Here is a 20,155-nt window from a genome sequence, read left to right on the forward strand (position 1 = left end):
CACATCGCACTGAGCGCTGCCTATGGTCGCCGCACCACAACCGGTCAGGGGGCAGTATGCGAGGCAAGACCAAAGGCGTGTTACTGGCGTACCTGCCGTCGGCATTGCTGGTGCTGATCGGCTTTGGCGTGGCCGAATTGCTGCGCCTGGCGGCCGAGGCGATGCGTGAGCAGTGGCCGGCCACGCTGGCGACGTGGTTGAGCCTGGCAGCGCTGATTGCGGCCATTGCGCGAGCGTTCTGGGTGAGCTGGCGGCTATGGCGGCCGCGTGGCGTGACGCCGGTGCCGCCGGCATCCGGTGGTGAGGTGTAGAGGTCTTTCCTGACGGCTGCACAGTCGCCAGGTGGGCGCGGCCGTTGCGCGTCATTCCGCATCTACCCCACGCCCACGCAGGTTCGGTGGGGTTCTCCACAGCGCTGCCGACCATGCGTGGCATGTCGTCGACCTGGACCTTTCCAGCGCGAGCTCTACGCCATGCAACAGCAAATACCTCGCCTCCCGGACATGCCATCGATTCGACCGCGATCGGCGATCTCCCTGGTGTGTCGGCGATTGCTGGCCAATCGCATTGGCGGCTTGTTTTGCACGGGTCGCGGCATAGACTGCGCCGACGGCCGCACGGTGTGCGGCTCTTGACCCTTCCATCCGATCCAGCACAAAGGTGCCCGTCCATGCGTCGTCCCCGTTTGCTTGTTGCCCTGTTGTTCGCCCCGGCGCTGGTGTTCGCGCAACAACCGCAGCCTTCCAACCGCGCGGCCGCTGCTGTGGCGCAACCGGCACCCGCTGCGCAAAAGCCGGCGGCCGCGGCGCTGAACCCCGCGCAGCAGGCACAGGTGGCCAAGCAGGACATCGAAATGACCCAGGCCGCCTTGCGCGTGGCACAGATGGTCGATACCAACAAGGCTGCCACCGTCTGGGACGGTGCCTCCCGCGTGGCCAAGAGTGCGGTCAAGCGCGACGCCTTCGTGTCTCAGCTTGCCGGTGAGCGTGCGCGCCTGGGTGCGCTGGTCGGTCGCGGGCAGAGCTCGGTGACGCGGGTGAAGTATGGCCCTGGCGCGCAGGTGCCCGAAGGGCTGTACGTCAACGTGAGTTTTCCGACCCGGTTCGCCAATGCGCAGCAGCCGGTGCGCGAACTGGTGTCGTTCCGTCTGGACGAGGACAAGACCTGGCGCGTTGCCGGCTACAGCCTGCGCACGGCGGCGAAGTGATGCGGCAATCGGCCCGGAGACGCGCATGCAACTGACGATCGAATTGCAGATGCTGGGCTGGGCCATGCTGCTCGGCCTGGTACAGCTGTTGGCCGCCTCGGCGAGCATGACCGCCCAGCGCGGCACCAAGTGGAACGCGAGCGCGCGCGATGGCGATGCCAAGCCGCTGACCGGCGTGGCGGCCCGCCTGGACCGCGCATTCCGCAATTACCTGGAAACCTTTCCGATTTTCGCGGCTGCGGTGCTGGCAGTGAGCGTGGCGGGGCGTACCAGTGCGGAAACCGCCCTGGCCGTGCAACTGTATCTCTGGGCACGCGTGGCCTATGTACCGGTTTATGCGGCCGGGATTCCCTATCTGCGCAGTGCGATCTGGGTGGTGTCGTTCTGGGGCATCGTCAAACTGATCCGCGCGCTGCTGGGGATTTGATACGGCGCCGGTTACCACGACGGCGCCGGCATGCCAGACCTGGCGGCGCGCGTGGGTGCAGTGCCAGCGCGACTGGAATGCGCGGCGCTTGATCTGGATCAAGCGCCGCGCGCTCTGCCGACTCCAGACTGCGCGCATCGCTGACGACGGATGTACCGCAGGCAGAAGGTGGATATCGCCACCATTGGCGCAGGGCCGGTAGGCCTGAGTCTTGCGCGCGCATTGGCCGGCACCGGCCTGTCGATGGTGCTGGTTGGTCAACAGCCGCAGGCGCAGCTGGCCGAGCCTGCCTTCGATGGGCGCGAGATCGCGTTGATCCATGCCTCGCGCGCCTTGCTGGAACAGTCGGACATCTGGCAGCGGTTTCCGGCTGAGGCGATCTCGCCATTGCGCGATGCGTGGGTCATGGAGGGGCGGTCGCCGTTCGCGCTGGAACCTACGCTGCGGGCCGCGCACGTGAAGGCACCGTTCAAGCGGGCGATTGCCGCGCACCTGATCCAACGCACTGCCTGAGCCGGCCAGGCGAATCCATTCGCGCCTGCGGTTGCAGCGGGCACGGGCGCAACGCTGGTGCGTTCAGTCGGCGGCGGCAGCGTCGAGATCCATGGCCATCACGCGGATCTCCACATCCTCCAGCTGCACGACCTGGCCGGGACGGATCTTGGCGGTCTTGCGCAGTTCCTGCGCACCGTCGACGTTGACCGCTCCGCTGGCGACGATGGCCTTGCCCTGGCCGCCGCTGTCGGCAAGGCCGGCCAGCTTGAGCAGCTGGTGGAGCTCGATGTAGTCGCCGTCGATGTCGAATTCCAGGATCTGCATGCTGCGCTCGCTGACAAAGGAGGGCGATTATCCGCCTGCGGCAGCCGGCAATACCACCATGAGCGGGCGCCGCGATGAGGCGCAGTGGCCATGGGACGTTGCGCGTGCAGGGCTGCGGGATTGGACACCACCGCTTGCGCTCACTCGCGCCGGAAACGCGCGATCTCCTCCAGCAGTCCGCTTGCGCGGGTGATGCTGCGCCCTGCATGCGCCTCGTCCAGGCGATCCAGCCAGGGATGGCGTGCGCGCCCGGTTCGTAGCGGGGGAACGCCTGCCACAGCTGGGCGGCGATTTCCTGGGCCTGCTCGTCGCGGTCGTCGCGGTCGCGGCAATCGCTGGCCGCCACCTTCAGCACGATGCCGTGATGCTGTCGCAACAGGCTGTTGAATCGGGCGTGGAGGTCTGTTTCCGAGGGCATGAGGCAGGCGCGGAGAGGGGAGGCAGGCAGGCTTGGGAGGGTGATTCGCCGGACCGGGCGAATCCTCACAACCTGAACGGACTGTCACGGCCCTTCGACAGCGAGGGGGGTAAGGGCGCACACTATGCTGCTTTGCGCCTGCCGGCTCCGTGCGGCGCCTCCGGAGTTACCCATGACCCAAGAATCTTCCGCGCCGCTGCTGTTTGCAGACCTCGGCCTCTCGGACGCTGTGATGAAGGCCGTTGCCGCCGTCGGCTACGAGTCGCCGTCGCCGATCCAGGCCGCCACCATTCCGGCGCTGCTGGCCGGCCGCGACGTGCTCGGCCAGGCCCAGACCGGTACCGGCAAGACCGCCGCGTTTGCGCTGCCGGTGCTGTCCAACGCCGATCTGCACCAGGTCAAGCCGCAGGCGCTGGTGCTGGCGCCCACGCGCGAGCTGGCCATCCAGGTCGCCGAGGCGTTCCAGAAGTATGCCGAAGCCATTCCTGGCTTCCGTGTGCTGCCGGTCTATGGCGGCCAACCGTATGCCCAGCAACTCAGCGCGCTCAAGCGCGGCGTGCACGTGGTGGTCGGAACCCCGGGCCGTGTGATCGATCACCTGGATCGCGGCACCCTGGACCTGTCCCAGCTCAAGACGCTGGTGCTGGACGAAGCCGACGAAATGCTGCGCATGGGCTTCATCGACGATGTCGAGGCCGTACTGAAGAAGCTGCCCGAGCAGCGCCAGGTGGCGCTGTTCTCGGCCACCATGCCACCGGCGATCCGCCGTATCGCGCAGACCTACCTGCAGGAGCCGGCCGAAGTCACCATCGCGGCCAAGACCACCACCTCGGCCAACATCCGCCAGCGTTACTGGTGGGTGAGCGGCCTGCACAAGCTGGACGCGCTGACCCGCATTCTCGAGGTCGAGCCGTTCGACGGCATGATCATCTTCGCGCGCACCAAGGCGGCGACCGAGGAACTGGCGCAGAAGCTGCAGGCGCGCGGCATGGCCGCGGCCGCCATCAACGGCGACATGCAGCAGGCCGCACGCGAGAAGACCATCGCCCAGCTCAAGGACGGCAAGCTGGACATCCTGGTCGCCACCGACGTGGCCGCGCGCGGCCTGGATGTGGAGCGCATCAGCCATGTGCTGAATTACGACATCCCCTACGACACCGAAAGCTATGTGCACCGCATCGGTCGCACCGGGCGTGCCGGTCGCAGCGGCGAGGCGATCCTGTTCGTCACCCCGCGCGAGAAGGGCATGCTGCGTTCGATCGAACGCGCCACCCGCCAGCCGATCGAAGAGATGCAATTGCCCAGCGTGGATGCGGTCAACGACACCCGCGTGGCGCGCTTCATGAGCCGCATCAGCGAAACCCTGGCGGGTGGGCAGATCGAGTTGTATCGGGACCTGCTGCAGCGTTTCGAGAGCGAGAACAACGTGCCGGCGATCGATATCGCCGCAGCGCTTGCCAGGCTGCTGCAGGGCGATGCGCCGTTTCTGCTGACCCCGCCGGTGCGCGGCGCCCGCGAGGATGCCGCGCCGCGCGAGCGCCACGAGCGTGCCGATCGCGGCGAGCGCGGCGAGCGCCCGCGCTTCGAGCCGAAGTTCGAGCGCGGCCCGCGTGCCGACAGCGAGCGCGCTCCGCGTCCGCCGCGTGGCGAGGATGCCGGCGAGCGTCCGCGTCGTGAGCCGGCCCCACGTGGCGAGCCGGAGTTCGGCATGGAGAGCTACCGCATCGAAGTGGGCCACAGCCATGGCGTGAAGCCGGCCAACATCGTCGGCGCGATCGCCAACGAGGCCGGTCTGGAGAGCCGCTACATCGGCCGCATCGACATCCAGCACGACTACTCGATCCTGGACCTGCCGGCGGACATGCCGCGCGAACTGCTGCAGCACCTGAAGAAAGTGTGGGTGTCCGGCCAGCAGCTCAACATGCGCAAGCTGGAAGATGGCGAGGCCGCCGCCGCCGCGTCCAAGCCGCGCTTCCCGCGCGGGGCCAAGCCCTCGGGCCGTCCGAACGGTCCGGCGCGGCCGACGGACCGCTTCGGCGCGCCGCATCGCAAGGGGCCGCCCAAGCCGCGCGGCGAGTAAGCGCGGTCAAGCGGGGCCGTTGCCGGGGGCGCGCCGGTCGCGTCTTCACCGGGTAGGCGCGGTGGGTGCAGAACGTCCGCGCGTGTCCAGCGATTGCGCACTGCGCGTGGCTATGCCATGGCGTCTCTCGTTCGGAGGCGGGGCAGGGCGCCGGCGGCGCCGCGCCAGTCGAGATTGCTATGCATGGGGGTGCATGACGCCGCTGACGCCTCGGGGCACTCCACAGCGGCCGGCAACTGCGCCGGTTGTGTCCGAGCGGTCTGCCGCGGCATCCGCCATGGCGAGCGAACGCGGCCATACAGCTTGGGCCGTTGCGGCCGCTACTGGCTTCAGGCGCCCACTGGCTGCCTGAAGCGTACCGAGGCGGCGAAGGGGCGATGACAATGGCGCAGGCGGCACGCGGCAACGGCAATGGTCAGACCATGCACCTGGTGCGCGGCTGGCTGACGCTGCCTTTGGCGCTGCTGCTCGGCGCTGCCGTGGTCATGGCCGTGGTGTCGGCGCTGGCGATCGAGACCCAGTCCGGTGCGACCGCCTGGATCGTTGGCGAGAGCCATTGGTCCAAGGCCCAGCAGGAATCGGTCTATTGGCTGGAACGGTATCTGGGCAGTGGCGATCCGGCCGACCTGCAGGCCGCCTGTCGCGCGCTGGCGGTGCCGCTGGGCGACCGCACGGCGCGTATCGCGGTCGAACAGCCGACGATCGATTGGGAGCTGGTCAATGCCGGCCTGAGCGCCGGCCGCAATGCCCCAGAGGACATGCCGCAAATGGTGCGGCTGTATCGCTACGGCCAGGGCTTTCCCTATCTGGGCGATGCGATCGCGCTGTGGAAGCAGACCGATGCCGACATCCTGCAGCTCAGTTCGCTGGCCGATCGCGCGGCCTCGGCGCAGGCCACCGGCCAGCCGGATCCGCACATCCTGAAGGCCCTGCGCGAGGAGCTGCACCTGCTCGATGGGCGCATGCGCCACAATGCGGCCCAGTTCCTGACGCTGCTGACCCGCTCGGTGCGGCTGCTGCGCGATGTGATGGCGATCTGCAGTCTGGCCACCCTGCTGCTGGTGGTGACCACCTGCGTGCTGGCCACCCGCCGCATCCGCGATTATCTGCTGTCGCACGAAGGGCGTTTTCGCACTGCATTTCAGCAGGCCGCGCTGGGCATGGTGAAATTCGATCTGCGCGGCCATGTGCTGGATGCCAATGCATCGATGGCCAACATCCTGCGTTATCGCCCGGAGGAATTGCAGGCCTGCACGCTGGCCCAGGTGATGCACCCGGACGATATCGTGCTGGACAGCCGCGGCATGATCGACTGGCCGCGGCTGCTGCAATCGGCCGAGCTGCGGTTTCTGCGCGCCGATGGCGGGGTGATGTGGGGGCGCTGGAGCGCTTCGCTGGTGGAGCCGGGTCCGGAGGAACCGACGCTGGTGCTGGCGGTGATCGAGGACGTCTCGCACGCGCACGAGCTGGCCGAGGAGGTCGCGTTCCATGCGCGGCACGATGCCCTGACCGGCCTGATCAACCGGCGCGAGATCGAGCGACGGCTGCTGCGCCTGATCGAGGGGCCGCATCCGCCGCAGACCTGCCATGCGTTGTGCTTCGTCGATCTGGACCACTTCAAACTGGTGAACGACACCTTCGGCCATGCGGTCGGCGACAAATTCCTGTGCCACTTCGCCGATGTCATCACCATGCAGCTGCGGCCCGGCGACTGGCTGGGACGGCTGGGCGGGGACGAGTTTGCGATCCTGCTGGCCAACACCGATCTGGCCCAGGCGCAGTCGCTGCTGGAGCGCATGCACGGCGTGCTCGGGCAGCCGTGGAGCCACCAGGGCGGGCGCCCGCTGACGCCGAGTTGCAGCTTCGGCGTGGTGGAGATCCGCGATGGCGCCAGCGACGTCAACGCCTTGATGACCGCCGCCGATCTGGCCTGCTTCGCGGCCAAGGAAGAAGGGCGCAACCGCATCCGTTGTTTCGGCGAAAGCGATCTGGCGCTGGCGCGGCGCCGCCACGATGGCGGCTGGATCAGCGCGGTGCAGCAGGCCATCGCCGAGGACCGGCTACTGCTGTATGCACAGAAGATCCAGGTGCTGAGCGACCCCACGCGACTGCAGTACGAGGTGCTGGTGCGCATGCGCGCGCGCGACGGGCGCGTGCTGAACCCGGGCGAATTCCTGCCTGCGGTGGAGCGCTACGGGCTGGGGCGCATGGTCGATGCGCATGTGCTGGAAACTCTGTGCGCGCAACTGTCGGCCAACCCGCTGCATGTGGCGAGCCTGGACCTGTGCCACGTCAACCTGTCGGCGCAGTCGATCGCGCAGCCGGATTTCCTCGACTTCGTATGCGCCCTGTTCGAGCGTTATCCCACCCTGGTGTCCAAGTTGTGCATGGAGATCACCGAGACCGCGGTCATCGGCGATCTGGAGCACGCACAGCGTTTCGTGCAGAGCGTGCGCTCGCGCGGCTGCCATGTGGCGCTGGACGACTTCGGCAGCGGGCTGGCCTCGTTCGCCTACCTCAAGCAGTTCACCGTCGACGTGCTGAAGATCGACTGCGGCTTCGTGCGCAACTATGCGCACGATGCGGTGGACCGCGCCGCGGTGCATTCGATCGCCCAGGTGGGGCTGGCGTTGGGTATCGAGGTGGTGGCCGAAGGCGTGGAGTCGGAAGCCGATATTCCCGGCCTGCGCCAGGCCGGTGTGGGCCAGGTGCAGGGATTCAGCCTGCATCGCCCGTGTCCGCTGGAAGAGCTGTACCTGCCGCAGCCGCGATTGGCGGTATCTGGCTGAGCGTGCGCGTGAGCGATGCGCGCGACTGCGTCGTGCGCGCGCGTCGCCGCCGACCGGAGCGATAGCGGCCCGCCCGACATGTCGCGGCGCACGTTCGGTCAAGAGCGGCTCACAGGACGTAGCGAGCGGTCGTCAGGTGGGTGTGGACGGCGCGGAGGAACCGGAATGTACGAGTGGTACATGCCGATTCCGAGCACCGGCCGCGCCCGCCTGGCGGCTGCGCAGTAGTTCTGTTAGCTGCTCTAAATCGCCGATAATCTGCCGATGACGACCCGACTCAACAAACACATCGCCGAAACCGGCTTCTGCTCGCGCCGCGAGGCCGATCGCCTGATCGGCGAGCGCCGCGTCACCGTCAATGGCGTGGTGGCCGGCACCGGTGCGGTGGTGGGCGAGGACGATACCGTGCTGGTGGACGGCCAACCGCTGCGCGCACGCGAGGCGAAAACGCCCGGCGGCCGCAAGCACGTGTACATCGCGCTCAACAAGCCGGTGGGCGTGACCTGCACCACCGAGAGTTCGGTCAAGGGCAACATCGTCGACTTCGTCGGCCACGAACAACGCATCTTTCCGATCGGACGTCTGGACAAGGACTCCGAAGGACTGATCCTGATGACCAGCAACGGCAACATCGTTAACGAGATCCTGCGCGCCGAAAACCGCCACCAGAAGGAATACCTGGTAGCTGTCAACAAGGCAGTCACCGACGACTTCCTGCGCGGCATGGCGCGCGGCGTGCGCATCCACGACCAGACCACCCTGCCGTGCCGCACCGCGCGGATCGCCAAATTCGGCTTCCGCATCGTGCTGGAGCAGGGCTTGAACCGACAGATCCGCTTGATGGCCGCCGCGTTCGGGTACCGGGTGACGCAGTTGCGCCGGGTGCGCATCGACAACATCAAGCTGGCCGCGCTCAAGCCAGGGCAATGGCGCAATCTCAGCGACGCCGAACTGCGCGGGCTGCTGCCGCAACGGACCGACTGGTGAGCCGGCCGGCGGGATGAACCGCAGGACAGCTGCGTGGCCGCCTGCCGGCCGCGCGGATGGCTCGGCGAGGCGGGCTCCTGCATACTGCCGGCGATAACCACGCAACAGGGGGGCTGGCCGCGTGATCAAACCGCAACTGCCCGGGAACGAAGCGCAGCGGCTGATCGCGCTGCGGCAGTACGACGTGCTGGATTCACCGCCCGAGCGCGCCTTCGACGACCTCACGCTGGTGGCCTCGACCGTGTGCGAGACACAGATGGCCGCCGTGGTGCTGGTGGACGAACACCGTCAATGGTTCAAGTCCGCACACGGCGTGCCGCGCAGCGAAGCCTCGCGCGACATCTCCTTCTGCGCGCATGCCATCCTGCGTCCGGACGAGGTGATGACGGTCGAAGACACCTTGCTGGACCCGCGCTTTTTCGATAACCCGATGGTCACCGGCGAAGGCGCGGTGCGCTTCTACGCCGGCGCGCCGCTGGTCACCAGCGAAGGCATGGCGCTGGGCTCGTTGTGCGTGTTCGACCAGGCGCCTGCGCATCTGCGCGAGGATCAACGCGCCGCCTTGCAGGCGTTGTCGCGGCAGGCTGCGCAGCTGCTGGAGCTGCGCCTGGCCGGCAGGCAGTTGCGCCAACAGCTGCGCGAGCGCGACTGGTACGAGCAGCAGATGGCGCAGTACTACGCGGCCATTGAGGCGCTCAATGCCGATCTGGTGGAGCAGACCCGTACCGACCCGCTGACCGGACTGCCCAATCGCCGCGCATTCGCCGCTGCGCTTGCCGCGGCGACGCAACAGACGCGTCTTGCGAACCGGCCACTGTCGGTGGCGCTGCTGGACGTGGATCACTTCAAGGTGGTCAACGATGTGCATGGGCACGACGAGGGCGATCGGGTGTTGCGTGAGCTGTCCTCGCTGTTGCGGGCGCATGTCGCGGGCGCCGGCACCATTGCGCGCTACGGCGGCGAAGAGTTCGTGCTGCTGCTGCCGGATCTGGATCTGCAGCAGGCGCGGCTGCAATGCGAGTATCTGCGGCAAGGCGTGGCCGCGATGACGAGCGCATTGCCGGTGACGGTCAGCATCGGCGTGGCCATGCTGTCGGCGCACGACACTGCCGAATCGGTGATCAAGCGCGCCGACGAGGCCCTGTATGCGGCCAAGCGGGGCGGGCGCGATCGGGTGGTGGCGCTGGAGTAGCGGCGCGTTCGCCGGCCCGCAACACTCTCAGTCCACGATGTTCTTGGCTTCGGCGGTGCCCAGCACTTCTGGATGGACTACCCGGTGCCGACGTTCCAGGATCGGGTGCAGGAACACCGCGCCGAGAATGATCGCCACCCCGAGATAGAACTGCAGTGTGAGTTCGCGTTGTTCGCCCAGCAGGGCGATCGCCAGCACGATGGCGTAGACCGGTTCGAGGTTGGTCACCAGTTGCACCGAATAGGCGCTGAGATGGCGCAATGCCACCAGCGCCAGCGCAAACGGCAGCAAGGTGCAGGCCAGCGACAAGGCCAGCAGCAGCAGGCCGTCGTGCAGGCCGGGGACGACCAGCAGATCGCCATGCAGCAATGGCAGCAGCATCGGCATGGCCGGTGCCAGCAGCGTCAAGGTCAGCGTGCCGGCGCCCAGCTCCAGCGCGGTGACGGTGAGCGGGTCGGCATGCGTCACCATGCGCTTGTTGAGCGAGCCGAACAGCCCGACGAAGATCGCCGAGATCGCGCCCACCACCACGCCGGCGCGCATGCCGTCCGGGACGCCGCCGACCACCAGTGCCACGCCCGGCAGGACGGCCAGCCCGAACAGCAATTCGCGTGGGCGGAACGGTCGCTGCGTCACCCATGGCTCGATCACTGCGGTGAACACCGGTGCCAGCGCGATGCAGGTAGCCGCCACCGAGGCGTTGGCCAGTTTGATCGCACCGTAGAAGGTCAACCAGTGCAGGGCGACCAACGCACCGATGCCGCAATAGCCCAGCACCACCCGCCTGGACAGGCCGCGCAGTCCGCGCCACACACGCGGCCACAATGCCAACGCCGCCACCACGATCAGCATGCGCCACCACACCAGCGGCAGCGCCTGCAGGGTGATCAGCTTGCCGAGGATTGCGGTGATGCCCCAGAGCAGGACGCAGAAATGAATTTGCAGTTGCGCCTTGCGCAGGTCGGTCTTGGGCATGCGCCATTGTCGCCGAAATGCGCTGCCCTGGTGCCGTGCAGTGCCTCTCGCCCCACACGCCTGAGCATGGCCGCAGCGCCTGGCCTGCGCGCCGCTCGCGCTACGCCATCGCCATCGCTAGCGGGCCGTGAGTTCCTGCAGCAGTGCCATCGCTGCTGCCGGGTTGCGCTCCTTCGCCGCGCTGATGAAGAACACGAACACCTCGCGTGGCGCGTTGGTGGCCGGCGAGGCAGTTGCCACATGCGGCAGATCCGCCGGGTCCTCGCCGTGTCGCCAGGCCTGGATGCGTGCCGCCCAACGCTGCAGGGCCGGGGCCGGATAGCCGGCATGCAGGCGGGCCTGGCTGCGCATCAGGCGCGCATAGACGAAATCGGTGGACAGGTCCGCGAACGAGGGATGCTCGTCCGAATCGGTGAACACCGTGGCCACGTCGTGCTGGCGTACCAGCGCCAGCAATGCTGCGTCCACGGCCGCCGGGTCGCGGATTTCCAGCACGTGCCGCATGCGGCGCTTGCCCACCTGCCTGGGCAGCAGGGCCAGAAATCCGGCCAGATCATCGTGTGCCAGCCGATGCCCCTGTTCGAACTGCCACACCAACGGGCCCAGCGTATCGCCCAGTTCGACGATGCCGCCGACGAAGTCTTCGATCTGGGTACGGGTACCGGCCAACCTGCGCGACTGGGTGATCCGGCGCGGCGCCTTGGCCGAGAAGACGAACCCTGCCGGCACTTGATCGCGCCACTTCGCATAGGTCGCCGGCTTCTGCGCGCCGTAGTAGGTGCCGTTGATCTCGATGGCAGTGACATGACGGCTGGCGTATTCCAGCTCGCGGCGCTGCACCAGCCCTTCGGGATAGAACATGCCGGCACGCCATGGCGCATAGACCCAGCCACCGATGCCGATGTGGATGCCTTCCAGCGAGGGCGGCGCAGCCGCGAACAGATCGGTCATGGCAGGAACTCGTTGAAGGGACAGGGACGGTGGCGCTGTCCGCTCGGGAAGTGGAGGCCGCCGTGCAGCGCAGCCAACGAAACTAGCATGCAGCCGGCAGGCGGGCGCGGCCGGTGCTCGATTCCCCATATTCCGTTCGTACAGTCCGGTTTCGAGCGCGCCGTCCATCCCTGCCCGACGACTGTTTGCTACGTTTCCGTCAGCCGCTTCAGTCTGGCACCTGTCGCTGCGATGGCACGTGACAGGGGCGGATGGCGCGTATCTGTCCTGCCGGACCGGCGGCTGCACGCTGGCGCAGTACGGCCGTGAGCGCGCCATGCGGCGGACTGCGCGCGCCAGCATCAGGCTGTCTGCCTGCGCGCCAGCGCGCGCTTTTTCATTCACAGCCACCCGGGTATCGACGCGGACGGCTACCATGCCCACTCGTCCGCATGAGACCGCATCGATGACCTGGACCACGTCCGATCTGTGTGACAGCTTTCCCGAGGTGATCGTTGCCGAGCCGCTGTTCCGGCACTTCGGCGGCCGCACGGCGTTCGCCGGCTCGATCGCCACGGTGCGCTGCTTCGAGGACAATTCGCGCGTGCGCGAGCTGGCGTCCATGCCCGGCCATGGGCGTGTGTTGGTGGTGGACGGGCAGGGTTCGTCGAAGCACGCGCTGCTCGGCGACCGGATCGCCGCACAGGCGGTGGCCAACGGCTGGGCCGGCGTACTGATCCACGGGTGCGTGCGCGATGTGGCGAGCCTGGCGACGCTGCCGCTGGGCGTGCTGGCGCTGGCCGCCTGCCCGCGCCGCACCGAACGGCGCGATCTGGGCGAGACCGATGTACCGGTCAACTTCGCTGGCGTGGCGTTCGTGCCGGGGCACTGGCTATACGCCGATGTCGACGGAGTTCTGGTTTCGACGTTGCCGCTGCCGCTGGACGGCGGCGCCGGTGTGGTCTGATCGACAATGAGGGGCTGGCAATGACTTTGAATCACTGGTTGACGGGGGGAGTGCTGATGCTGGCGACCTTGACCACGACGCAGGCGGCGCAGTTGCCGGACGGGATGCAGCAATTCGATGCGCAGGTCGAGCGCGTGCGCAAGCAGTTCGATGTGCCCGGAATCGCGGTGGCCATCGTCAAGGACGGCGAGATCGTGCTGGAACGCGGCTATGGCGTGCGCGAGACCGGCAAGCCGGAACCGGTGCAGGCCGATACGCTGTTCGCGATCGCTTCCAACACCAAGGCCTTCACCGCCGCATCGCTGTCGATCCTGGCCGACGAGGGCAAGCTCTCGCTCGACGACAGGGTCATCGAACATTTGCCGTGGTTTCGCATGTCCGACCCGTACGTCGGCAACGAGATGCGCCTGCGCGATCTGCTGGCGCACCGCAGCGGCCTGAGCCTGGGTGCGGGCGATCTGTTGTTCTGGCCCACCACCAGCTATACCACCGAAGAGGTCGTGCAGCGGCTGTCCAAGGTGCCGTTGAAAGGCGGCTTCCGCGATCGCTACGCCTACGACAACATTCTCTACGCGGTCGCGCAGAAGGTGATCGAGCAGGTTTCCGGGCAATCCTACGCGCAGTTCCTGCAGCAGCGCATCTTCGCTCCGGTCGGCATGCGCGGCGCGCGCTTCAATGCCGATCATCTGCAGCCTGGCGACAACGCTGCCGTCGGGCACGCCAAATACGACTTCACCGACTTGCGCACCGTCGCGCCGTTGACCTGGTCCAACAACTCCGGCGCCGGCGGCATCTACGCCAGCGCGCATGACATGGCATTGTGGATGAAGGTTCAGCTGGCTGGTGGCCAGTTGCCGGATGGCACGCCATTGTTCAGTGCCAAGCGTCAGCGCGAGATGTGGTCGATGATCACGCCGATCACCGTTGGCGACGCACCGGTCCCCGAGCTGGCCGGCGCGATGCCGAACTTCGCCGGCTATGGCGAGGGCTGGAGCCTGAGCGATTACCGTGGCCATCGCATGGTGTGGCATACCGGCGGCTGGCCCGGCATGGTGTCGCGGGTGACGCTGTTGCCGGAGCAGAAGCTGGGTGTGGTGGTGCTGACCAATCAGGAGGTAGGGGCCGCCTTCGGTGCGCTGACCCTGCAGGTGCTTGACGCCTATCTGCACTTGCCGCCAACCGATTGGACCACGGCCTATGCCAAGGCGGTGGAAAAGACCGGCGCCGACGCCGATGCCGGCTGGGCGCGGCATCGGCAGGCACGCGCCGCACGCTCGACACCATCGCTGCCGCTGAGCGCTTATGCGGCGACCTATCGCGACCCCTGGTACGGCGATGTGGTGATCCGCCAGGACGGAAAACGACTGCGCATGCAGTTCGCCAAGACCGCGCAATTGCTCGGCACGCTGGAGCACTGGCAGCACGACAGTTTCATCGTGCGCTGGGACGATCGCTCCTTGAATGCCGACGCCTTCGTCAATTTTGCGCTGACCGCAGACGGCGCGGTGCGCGAGCTGCGGATGGAGGCGGTGTCGCCGCTGACCGATTTCAGCTTCGATTTCCAGGACCTGGTGCTGACGCCGGTGACGGCGGAGTCCGCGTCGCAGCAATGACGCGCTTGCGGCCGCCGCGCATGCCGCCGCGGCCACCGGCCCACGCTGGCACGCACGTGGTCGCACGCGCCGGCTGAGCGATGCGCGGCGTCGCGTGATGCCGAAGCAAGACGCGCAGGCCGGGCGCGCGCCAGTGACCGTCGCGCTACCGCCAGCCGACAAGGCTGGTTATGATCCGCGCACTTCTCAAGGATGTCGCCTGGCGCATGACCACTCCGCAGATGTCGGTGTATTTCTTCCTGCAGGCCGCCGCGATCCTGCTGGTCTGCCGGTTCGTGGGCTTGCTGGCCAAACGGCTGGGGCAGCCACAGGTGGTGGGCGAGATGATCGCCGGCGTGATGCTGGGGCCGTCGTTGTTCGGCCTGCTGCTGCCGCAGTGGCAGGCGGCGTTGTTTCCCAAGCAGACCATGGACGTGCTGTACGTATTCGCGCAGTTCGGCGTGGGTCTGTACATGTTCCTGGTGGGCACCGACTTCCGTGGCGATCACTTCCGTGCGCGCTACCGCAGCGCGATGAGCGTCTCGCTGGCCGGCATTGCGGTACCGTTCGCTCTGGCGTTCGCGTTGTGCCCGTGGCTGCTGACGGTGGGTGGGCTGTTTTCGGAGAAGGCCAAGCTGCTGGAAGCGTCGTTGTTCCTGGGCGCGGCCATCGCCATCACCGCATTCCCGATGCTGGCCCGCATCATCCACGAGCGTGGCCTGACCAACAGCCCCCTGGGCACGCTGGCGCTGACTGCAGGCGCATTCGACGACGCTGCAGCCTGGTGCATCCTGGCGGTGGTACTGGCGAGCTTCGGCGGCAGTTGGGGCAGTGCGTACCTGGCCATCGGCGGAGGGATCGGCTATGCGGTGTTCATGATCTTCGTCGGGCGTCGTCTGCTGCGCCGGTTGGCCGACCATGTGGTGCCCGGTCAACCGCTTGGAAACGGCGTGCTGGCGGTGGTGCTGATGCTGTTCTGCGTCAGCGCCTGGGCGATGGACGCGATCGGCATCCATGCGGTGTTCGGCGGCTTCCTGCTCGGCGTCTGCCTGCCCAAGGGCCCCTTGACCGAAAAACTGCGCGAGATGATGCAGCCGTTCGTGGTGGTCTTGCTGCTGCCCTTGTTCTTCACCTACTCGGGTCTGAAGACCCAGCTCAGCGTGTTGCTGCAGCCGCAGATCATGCTGGCCGGTGTCGTGATCCTGGCCGCCTCGTTCGCCGGCAAGGGCCTGGCCTGCTGGGCCGCGGCGCGCGCCACCGGCGAGAACAATCGCGACGCGATGGCGATCGGCTCGCTGATGAATGCACGCGGGCTGATGGAGCTGATCATCATCAATATCGGCTTGCAGGCCGGAGTGATCGAGCAGGGCCTGTTCTCGGTATTGGTGCTGATGGCGATCCTGTCCACGCTGATGGCCACGCCGTTGTTCAACTGGATCATGCGCCGGCACGCCAACGTGACCGACGCGGTGCCGAGCCTGCAATCGCGGTGATCCGCCGTCAGCCGCGGAACGGGCGGCTACGAGCGGCTGACAGAACGACTGCGTCAGCCGTTCAGAACAGCTATCGACGGGCGTGGCTGTCGCCCGGCACCGATTTGATGCCGTGGCGCCGCCATGGCTGGCTCCGCAGGCACGGCAGTCTCTGCGAGCCGGCGTCGCGCACGCTGTGGCGCTGCCCCCACTGCCGGCCGCACCGATCCACCACTGCACGCCGACCTTCGATCGGCTAGCCTGGGCGCCCGCTGTCGGCGATGTGGCTGCAATGTTCCGCTGGTTCGAATCCCTGATCGATATTTTCCCGCCCATCGAGCGGGACATGCCGCCGCGCAGCGTGTGGCGGTTCTATCTGCATTACCTGCGGCCGCTGTGGCCGATCCTGCTCGCTACGCTGCTGGCGGGATTGCTGCTGGCGCTGGTGGAAGTGGCGATGTTCGACTTCCTGGGGCGCATCGTGGACATGCTGGCCGAGCGGCCAGGGCCGGACTTCTTCCGGCGCCATGCCGGCGAGCTGGCGTGGATGGCGGGCATCACCCTGATCGCGCGGCCATTGTTCACCGGTCTGCACAACCTGCTGGTCAATCAGGCCATCGTGCCGGGCCTGAGCAATCGGTCGCGCTGGCTGATGCACAACTACGTGGTGCGGCAGAGCCTGGGTTTCTTCAACAACGATTTCGCCGGCCGCATCGCCAACCGGGTGATGCAGACCGGCACCTCGTTGCGCGAATCGGCGGTGCAGATGGTCGATGCCCTCTGGTACATCGTGGTCTATACCGGCAGTGCATTGTGGCTGTTCGCCCAGGCCGATCCGTGGCTGATGGCGCCGCTGTTGCTCTGGCTGGTGGTCTATGTGGCGCTGATGGCGTTCTTCGTGCCGCGCATGAAGGCGCGCGCCTGGGTCGCCTCGGATGCGCGCTCCAAGGCGACCGGCCGCATCGTCGATGGATACACCAACATCTCCACGCTCAAGCTGTTCGCGCATGCCGGCCGCGAGCAGGCCTATGTGCGCGATGCCATCGACGAACTGGCGGTCAAGCACCGGCGGCAGACGCGGGTGACCACCGCGATGGACACCGCCATCGCCATGGCCAACGGCTTCCTGATCGTAGGCACCTGCGCGCTGGCGCTATGGCTGTGGAGTCGCGGCCAGATCAGCGTGGGTGCGATCACCCTGGCCACCGGCCTGGTGATTCGCATCCACAACATGTCCGGCTGGATCATGTGGACGGTCAACGGCATCTTCGAAGATATCGGCACCGTGCAGGACGGCATGCAGACCATCTCGCAACCGGCGCAGGTACAGGATGCGCCCGATGCGGTGCCGCTGCAGGTGACCCAGGGGCAGGTACAGTTCGAGCAAATCCACTTCCACTACGGCAAGCGTGGCGGCGTGATCGCCGGGCTGGACCTGCAGGTGCGCGCCGGCGAGAAGATCGGTCTGGTCGGGCCGTCCGGTGCGGGCAAGTCCACCCTGGTCAACGTGTTGCTGCGGCTCTACGACTTGGAACAGGGGCGCATCCTGATCGATGGTCAGGACATCGCGCAGGTCACGCAGGAAAGCCTGCGCGGACAGATCGGATTGGTGACCCAGGACACCTCGCTGCTGCATCGTTCGATCCGCGACAACCTGTTATACGGTCGCCCGCAGGCCAGCGAGGAGCAGCTGCTGGAGGCGGTGCGCAAGGCGCGCGCGGAAGACTTCATCGACACGCTGGTGGATGGCGAAGGCCGCCGCGGCTTCGATGCGCATGTGGGCGAGCGCGGAGTCAAGCTCTCCGGCGGTCAGCGCCAGCGCATCGCCATCGCGCGCGTGCTGCTCAAGGACGCACCGATCCTGATCCTGGACGAGGCCACCTCTGCACTGGATTCGGAGGTGGAGGCGGCGATCCAGGACAGCCTGGACGCCTTGATGGGTAACAAGACCGTCATCGCGATCGCGCACCGGCTGTCGACCATTGCGCGCATGGACCGGCTGGTGGTGATGGATGGCGGGCGCATCGTCGAGACCGGCACCCACGCCGAGTTGATCGCGCATGGCGGGCTGTATGCCAGGCTATGGGCGCGGCAGACGGGTGGGTTCGTTGCGGTGGATGGGTGAGGGAGCTTTCCTGGGGTAGCGTGCATGTGCAACCACCGCAGCAACACGCCCCTCTCCTGCGGGAGAGGGGTTGGGGTGAGGGTACGGGGCGGAGCAATGGGTGCGTCACCTTCAAAGGCGCGTGGCGACGCGTTTGTCATTGCAGAGACGCGTAAACTTCTGCGGCGCCCCTCATCCGCCCCTGCGGGGCACCTTCTCCCGCATGCGGGAGAAGGGGATGGATCGAATCCGCAGAAGCTTCGCAGGAGCTTCTCTTTCGCGTGCGCGAGACGGATCAATCACTCGATCGGCTGATCCAGCATCAACTCGCGCGCGAAGCGCACCGGCGGGGCGCCGTAGGACAGCACCTTGTCGTGGTAGGCCTTCAGCTCGAACGTGTCGCCGAGCTTCTCCTGCACCGCCTTGCGCGTATCCAGATGTTCCTGCACGCCGACGAAGTAGGTCGGCAACTGCGCTGACGACAACTGCGCACGCACCCACTTGCCCGCCGCTTCGCTCTCCTGCTGGAAGGTGTCGTGGGTCATCAGGTGCATCGCCTTGTCGCGATCCCAGCCGTCCACATGCACGCCCTGGTCGAGGATGGCGTTGGCAATCGTGCGCAGATAGAACTTCAGCTGCACCAGATGGAACAACGGGTCGTTATCCAGATAACCCTGTTCCTGCATCATGCGCTCGGTGTACACCGCCCAGCCTTCGGCGAACATGCCCGAGCGCAGCACGGCACGCAACGTGGACGGGAACTTCGCCGAGTGCCAGCCTTCCAGGTAGTGGCCCGGGGTGCCTTCGTGGATGCTGAGCAGGTGGATCATGCGGGTGTTGTATTCGCGCAGGAACGAGTCGACCTGCTTGTCGTTCCAGTCGTCGGGAATCGGCGATACCGCGTAGAAGGTCTTGAGATTCTTGTCGAGCGGGCCGGGCGAATCGCAGTACGCGACCGCCACGCCACGCTGGAATTCGGGCATCAGGATGATGTCCACCGGCGCATCGGGCAGCGTCATCAAATCCTTCTGGCGTACGAACTCGGTGGATTGCGCCAGCGCCGCCTTGGCCTGCTCCACCACCTTGTCGCGTGCAGGCTTGTCGGCATAAGCCAGTTCCAATGCAGCCTCGATCGCAGCCTGTTGCTGGTCGTCGGTCGGAGACTCCGGCAGCTTCGGGGCTCCGGGCTTGTCCTTGAGCACGCTGCGCGCAATACCGTACATTTCGCTGCGCACGCGCTTGAGCTCGGATTCGGCGCGCTGCTTGATGTCGGCACGCGACAGCGACGACAGCAGCGCGAATTTCAGCTTCTGGTCGTATTTTTCCGCACCGACGCGGAAGTCGCCCTTGGCATTGGGCACCAGCACGGTGTCCAGCCAGGTCTGCTGCTCGGCGACCGCCTTCTTCAGGTTGTCGATGGCTGCCTGCGCGCGCGCCGCCTCGATCGGGCCCAGCTGGCTGATGTTGGGCGCGATGAAGGTGTCGACGATGCTGAGGATGCCCTTGTTCTGCTTGGCCACCGTCTCTGCATGGATCTTCGGCACGCGTGCCGGGTCCAGGTTGGCACGCGCCTGCGCAAAGATGCCGGGAATCTTTTCCATGCGCTGGGTAGCCGCGCTCAGGCGCTCGGGCAGCGGTGCGAATTCGCGCGCCATCAGGCCGTACAGGGCGCTGCCGGCCAGGCTGTTATAGACCTGCGGGTCCCAGGCCCAGCTCTGTAGCACTTCGGTATTCCAGATCTCCGATTGCAGCTGATTGCGCAGGATGGCGGCGTCCACCTGGTTCTCGCGAGAGAGCTTGGCCACATCGACCGCGTCCAGTTCGGCCAGCAAGGTCTTGTTGGCTTCCAGGCTGCGCTGGCGGCCGCCGTCGCTGAGGTCGTCGATCTGCGCATCGAAGCGGTGGTCGCCAGTCTGCGTGGCAGTGACCGGCGACAGCTGCATCCAGGTGTCGAGCGCGCGCTTGGACAGCGCGGCAAACCGCGCATCCGGGGTTTGCGCACTCTGCGCGTCGGCAGCGGAACCGGCATCGGCACGCGGGGATTCGGGCTGCTGCTGGCAGGCACCGAGGCCGGCGAGCAGGGCAAGGACGAGCAGGCGTTGACGCATCATGGATCCTGATGAGGGCAAACCACCAGGATAGGCATCCGTGCGCCCGTCCGCATCCGCCATTGGTTTAGAGTGGCTGCCGGGCCGC

At 66.9% G+C, this 20,155-nt stretch carries 16 protein-coding genes, 2 other RNA genes and 1 pseudogene; 13 read left to right on the top strand and 6 right to left on the bottom strand.

Going from position 1 to position 20,155, the window contains the following annotated elements:
• The first annotated feature begins 56 nt into the window (after positions 1 to 56).
• The 4 genes from LL964_RS05820 (at position 57) to LL964_RS05835 (ending at position 2,147) form a co-directional block, all read left to right on the top strand.
• Positions 57 to 311, top strand: a complete 255-nt coding sequence (locus LL964_RS05820; protein ID WP_104587352.1) for a hypothetical protein — start codon at positions 57 to 59, stop codon at positions 309 to 311.
• Positions 312 to 670: 359 nt separating this feature from the next.
• The gene (locus tag LL964_RS05825; RefSeq protein ID WP_104587353.1) at positions 671 to 1,207 is read left to right on the top strand and encodes a DUF4019 domain-containing protein; all 537 of its coding nucleotides are present in this window, start codon (positions 671 to 673) and stop codon (positions 1,205 to 1,207) included.
• 25 nt (positions 1,208 to 1,232) lie between these two features.
• A complete protein-coding gene (locus tag LL964_RS05830) occupies positions 1,233 to 1,634 on the top strand; it encodes an MAPEG family protein (protein ID WP_104587354.1) in 402 nt (133 codons plus the stop codon).
• 150 nt (positions 1,635 to 1,784) lie between these two features.
• Positions 1,785 to 2,147: an FAD-dependent monooxygenase gene (locus tag LL964_RS05835; protein ID WP_323132940.1), complete on the top strand. Its 363-nt coding sequence runs from the start codon at positions 1,785 to 1,787 to the stop codon at positions 2,145 to 2,147.
• A 63-nt stretch (positions 2,148 to 2,210) separates the two neighbouring features.
• Here LL964_RS05835 and LL964_RS05840 read toward each other — a convergent pair whose 3' ends face one another.
• Positions 2,211 to 2,453 (bottom strand): RNA-binding S4 domain-containing protein, encoded by a 243-nt coding sequence (locus LL964_RS05840; protein ID WP_104587355.1) that lies wholly within the window; start codon positions 2,451 to 2,453, stop codon positions 2,211 to 2,213.
• 247 nt (positions 2,454 to 2,700) lie between these two features.
• Positions 2,701 to 2,871 (bottom strand): annotated as a pseudogene (locus LL964_RS05845) (RNA polymerase subunit sigma-70); the annotation flags it as partial.
• 172 nt (positions 2,872 to 3,043) lie between these two features.
• Between LL964_RS05845 and LL964_RS05850 the strand changes: the two are divergent.
• Together LL964_RS05850 and LL964_RS05855 are read left to right on the top strand one after the other, a co-directional pair.
• Entirely contained in the window at positions 3,044 to 4,951 is a 1,908-nt protein-coding gene (locus tag LL964_RS05850) for a DEAD/DEAH box helicase (RefSeq protein ID WP_104587356.1), read from the top strand.
• Positions 4,952 to 5,334: 383 nt separating this feature from the next.
• Positions 5,335 to 7,740: a putative bifunctional diguanylate cyclase/phosphodiesterase gene (locus LL964_RS05855; RefSeq protein WP_146092368.1), complete on the top strand. Its 2,406-nt coding sequence runs from the start codon at positions 5,335 to 5,337 to the stop codon at positions 7,738 to 7,740.
• 106 nt (positions 7,741 to 7,846) lie between these two features.
• Here LL964_RS05855 and LL964_RS05860 read toward each other — a convergent pair.
• Positions 7,847 to 7,922: non-coding RNA, sX9 sRNA (locus LL964_RS05860), on the bottom strand.
• Positions 7,923 to 8,004: 82 nt separating this feature from the next.
• Here LL964_RS05860 and LL964_RS05865 point away from each other — a divergent pair.
• Positions 8,005 to 8,727: a pseudouridine synthase gene (locus LL964_RS05865; protein ID WP_104587357.1), complete on the top strand. Its 723-nt coding sequence runs from the start codon at positions 8,005 to 8,007 to the stop codon at positions 8,725 to 8,727.
• Between the two features lie 121 nt (positions 8,728 to 8,848).
• Complete coding sequence (locus LL964_RS05870; protein WP_104587358.1) at positions 8,849 to 9,919, top strand: GGDEF domain-containing protein; 1,071 nt, start codon at positions 8,849 to 8,851, stop codon at positions 9,917 to 9,919.
• A gap of 27 nt (positions 9,920 to 9,946) precedes the next feature.
• Here LL964_RS05870 and LL964_RS05875 read toward each other — a convergent pair whose 3' ends face one another.
• Both LL964_RS05875 and LL964_RS05880 read right to left on the bottom strand, forming a co-directional pair.
• Positions 9,947 to 10,894, bottom strand: a complete 948-nt coding sequence (locus LL964_RS05875; RefSeq protein ID WP_104587359.1) for a DMT family transporter — start codon at positions 10,892 to 10,894, stop codon at positions 9,947 to 9,949.
• A 117-nt stretch (positions 10,895 to 11,011) separates the two neighbouring features.
• Entirely contained in the window at positions 11,012 to 11,845 is an 834-nt protein-coding gene (locus LL964_RS05880; protein WP_104587360.1) for a DUF72 domain-containing protein, read from the bottom strand.
• 127 nt (positions 11,846 to 11,972) lie between these two features.
• Between LL964_RS05880 and LL964_RS05885 the strand changes: the two genes are divergently transcribed.
• The 5 genes from LL964_RS05885 to LL964_RS05905 all read left to right on the top strand — a co-directional run bounded on the left by LL964_RS05885 (position 11,973) and on the right by LL964_RS05905 (position 17,980).
• Positions 11,973 to 12,050: non-coding RNA, sX9 sRNA (locus LL964_RS05885), on the top strand.
• A 240-nt stretch (positions 12,051 to 12,290) separates the two neighbouring features.
• Positions 12,291 to 12,791: a ribonuclease E activity regulator RraA gene (gene rraA / locus LL964_RS05890; RefSeq protein ID WP_104587361.1), complete on the top strand. Its 501-nt coding sequence runs from the start codon at positions 12,291 to 12,293 to the stop codon at positions 12,789 to 12,791.
• A 20-nt stretch (positions 12,792 to 12,811) separates the two neighbouring features.
• Positions 12,812 to 14,404 (top strand): serine hydrolase, encoded by a 1,593-nt coding sequence (locus LL964_RS05895; RefSeq protein ID WP_104587362.1) that lies wholly within the window; start codon positions 12,812 to 12,814, stop codon positions 14,402 to 14,404.
• Between the two features lie 206 nt (positions 14,405 to 14,610).
• Complete coding sequence (locus tag LL964_RS05900; RefSeq protein ID WP_104587435.1) at positions 14,611 to 15,876, top strand: cation:proton antiporter; 1,266 nt, start codon at positions 14,611 to 14,613, stop codon at positions 15,874 to 15,876.
• 271 nt (positions 15,877 to 16,147) lie between these two features.
• Complete coding sequence (locus tag LL964_RS05905) at positions 16,148 to 17,980, top strand: ABC transporter ATP-binding protein (protein ID WP_104587436.1); 1,833 nt, start codon at positions 16,148 to 16,150, stop codon at positions 17,978 to 17,980.
• Between the two features lie 278 nt (positions 17,981 to 18,258).
• Here LL964_RS05905 and LL964_RS05910 read toward each other — a convergent pair whose 3' ends face one another.
• Positions 18,259 to 20,067, bottom strand: coding sequence for a DUF885 domain-containing protein (locus tag LL964_RS05910; RefSeq protein ID WP_104587437.1), 1,809 nt, complete (start codon positions 20,065 to 20,067; stop codon positions 18,259 to 18,261).
• Positions 20,068 to 20,155 lie beyond the last annotated feature (88 nt).

It is taken from the genome of Xanthomonas melonis, from assembly GCF_020783655.1.
In the GTDB taxonomy this organism is placed as follows: domain Bacteria; phylum Pseudomonadota; class Gammaproteobacteria; order Xanthomonadales; family Xanthomonadaceae; genus Xanthomonas; species Xanthomonas melonis.

Bases quoted from the DNA above. Each gene is read 5' to 3' on its own strand.
- LL964_RS05820 (WP_104587352.1), top strand. From the start codon at position 57: ATGCGAGGCAAGACCAAAGGCGTGTTACTGGCGTACCTGCCGTCGGCA.
- LL964_RS05825 (WP_104587353.1), top strand. From the start codon at position 671: ATGCGTCGTCCCCGTTTGCTTGTTGCCCTGTTGTTCGCCCCGGCGCTG.
- LL964_RS05830 (WP_104587354.1), top strand. From the start codon at position 1,233: ATGCAACTGACGATCGAATTGCAGATGCTGGGCTGGGCCATGCTGCTC.
- LL964_RS05835 (WP_323132940.1), top strand. From the start codon at position 1,785: ATGTACCGCAGGCAGAAGGTGGATATCGCCACCATTGGCGCAGGGCCG.
- LL964_RS05840 (WP_104587355.1), bottom strand. From the start codon at position 2,453: ATGCAGATCCTGGAATTCGACATCGACGGCGACTACATCGAGCTCCAC.
- LL964_RS05850 (WP_104587356.1), top strand. From the start codon at position 3,044: ATGACCCAAGAATCTTCCGCGCCGCTGCTGTTTGCAGACCTCGGCCTC.
- LL964_RS05855 (WP_146092368.1), top strand. From the start codon at position 5,335: ATGGCGCAGGCGGCACGCGGCAACGGCAATGGTCAGACCATGCACCTG.
- LL964_RS05865 (WP_104587357.1), top strand. From the start codon at position 8,005: ATGACGACCCGACTCAACAAACACATCGCCGAAACCGGCTTCTGCTCG.
- LL964_RS05875 (WP_104587359.1), bottom strand. From the start codon at position 10,894: ATGCCCAAGACCGACCTGCGCAAGGCGCAACTGCAAATTCATTTCTGC.
- LL964_RS05880 (WP_104587360.1), bottom strand. From the start codon at position 11,845: ATGACCGATCTGTTCGCGGCTGCGCCGCCCTCGCTGGAAGGCATCCAC.
- rraA (WP_104587361.1), top strand. From the start codon at position 12,291: ATGACCTGGACCACGTCCGATCTGTGTGACAGCTTTCCCGAGGTGATC.
- LL964_RS05895 (WP_104587362.1), top strand. From the start codon at position 12,812: ATGACTTTGAATCACTGGTTGACGGGGGGAGTGCTGATGCTGGCGACC.
- LL964_RS05900 (WP_104587435.1), top strand. From the start codon at position 14,611: ATGACCACTCCGCAGATGTCGGTGTATTTCTTCCTGCAGGCCGCCGCG.
- LL964_RS05905 (WP_104587436.1), top strand. From the start codon at position 16,148: ATGTTCCGCTGGTTCGAATCCCTGATCGATATTTTCCCGCCCATCGAG.
- LL964_RS05910 (WP_104587437.1), bottom strand. From the start codon at position 20,067: ATGCGTCAACGCCTGCTCGTCCTTGCCCTGCTCGCCGGCCTCGGTGCC.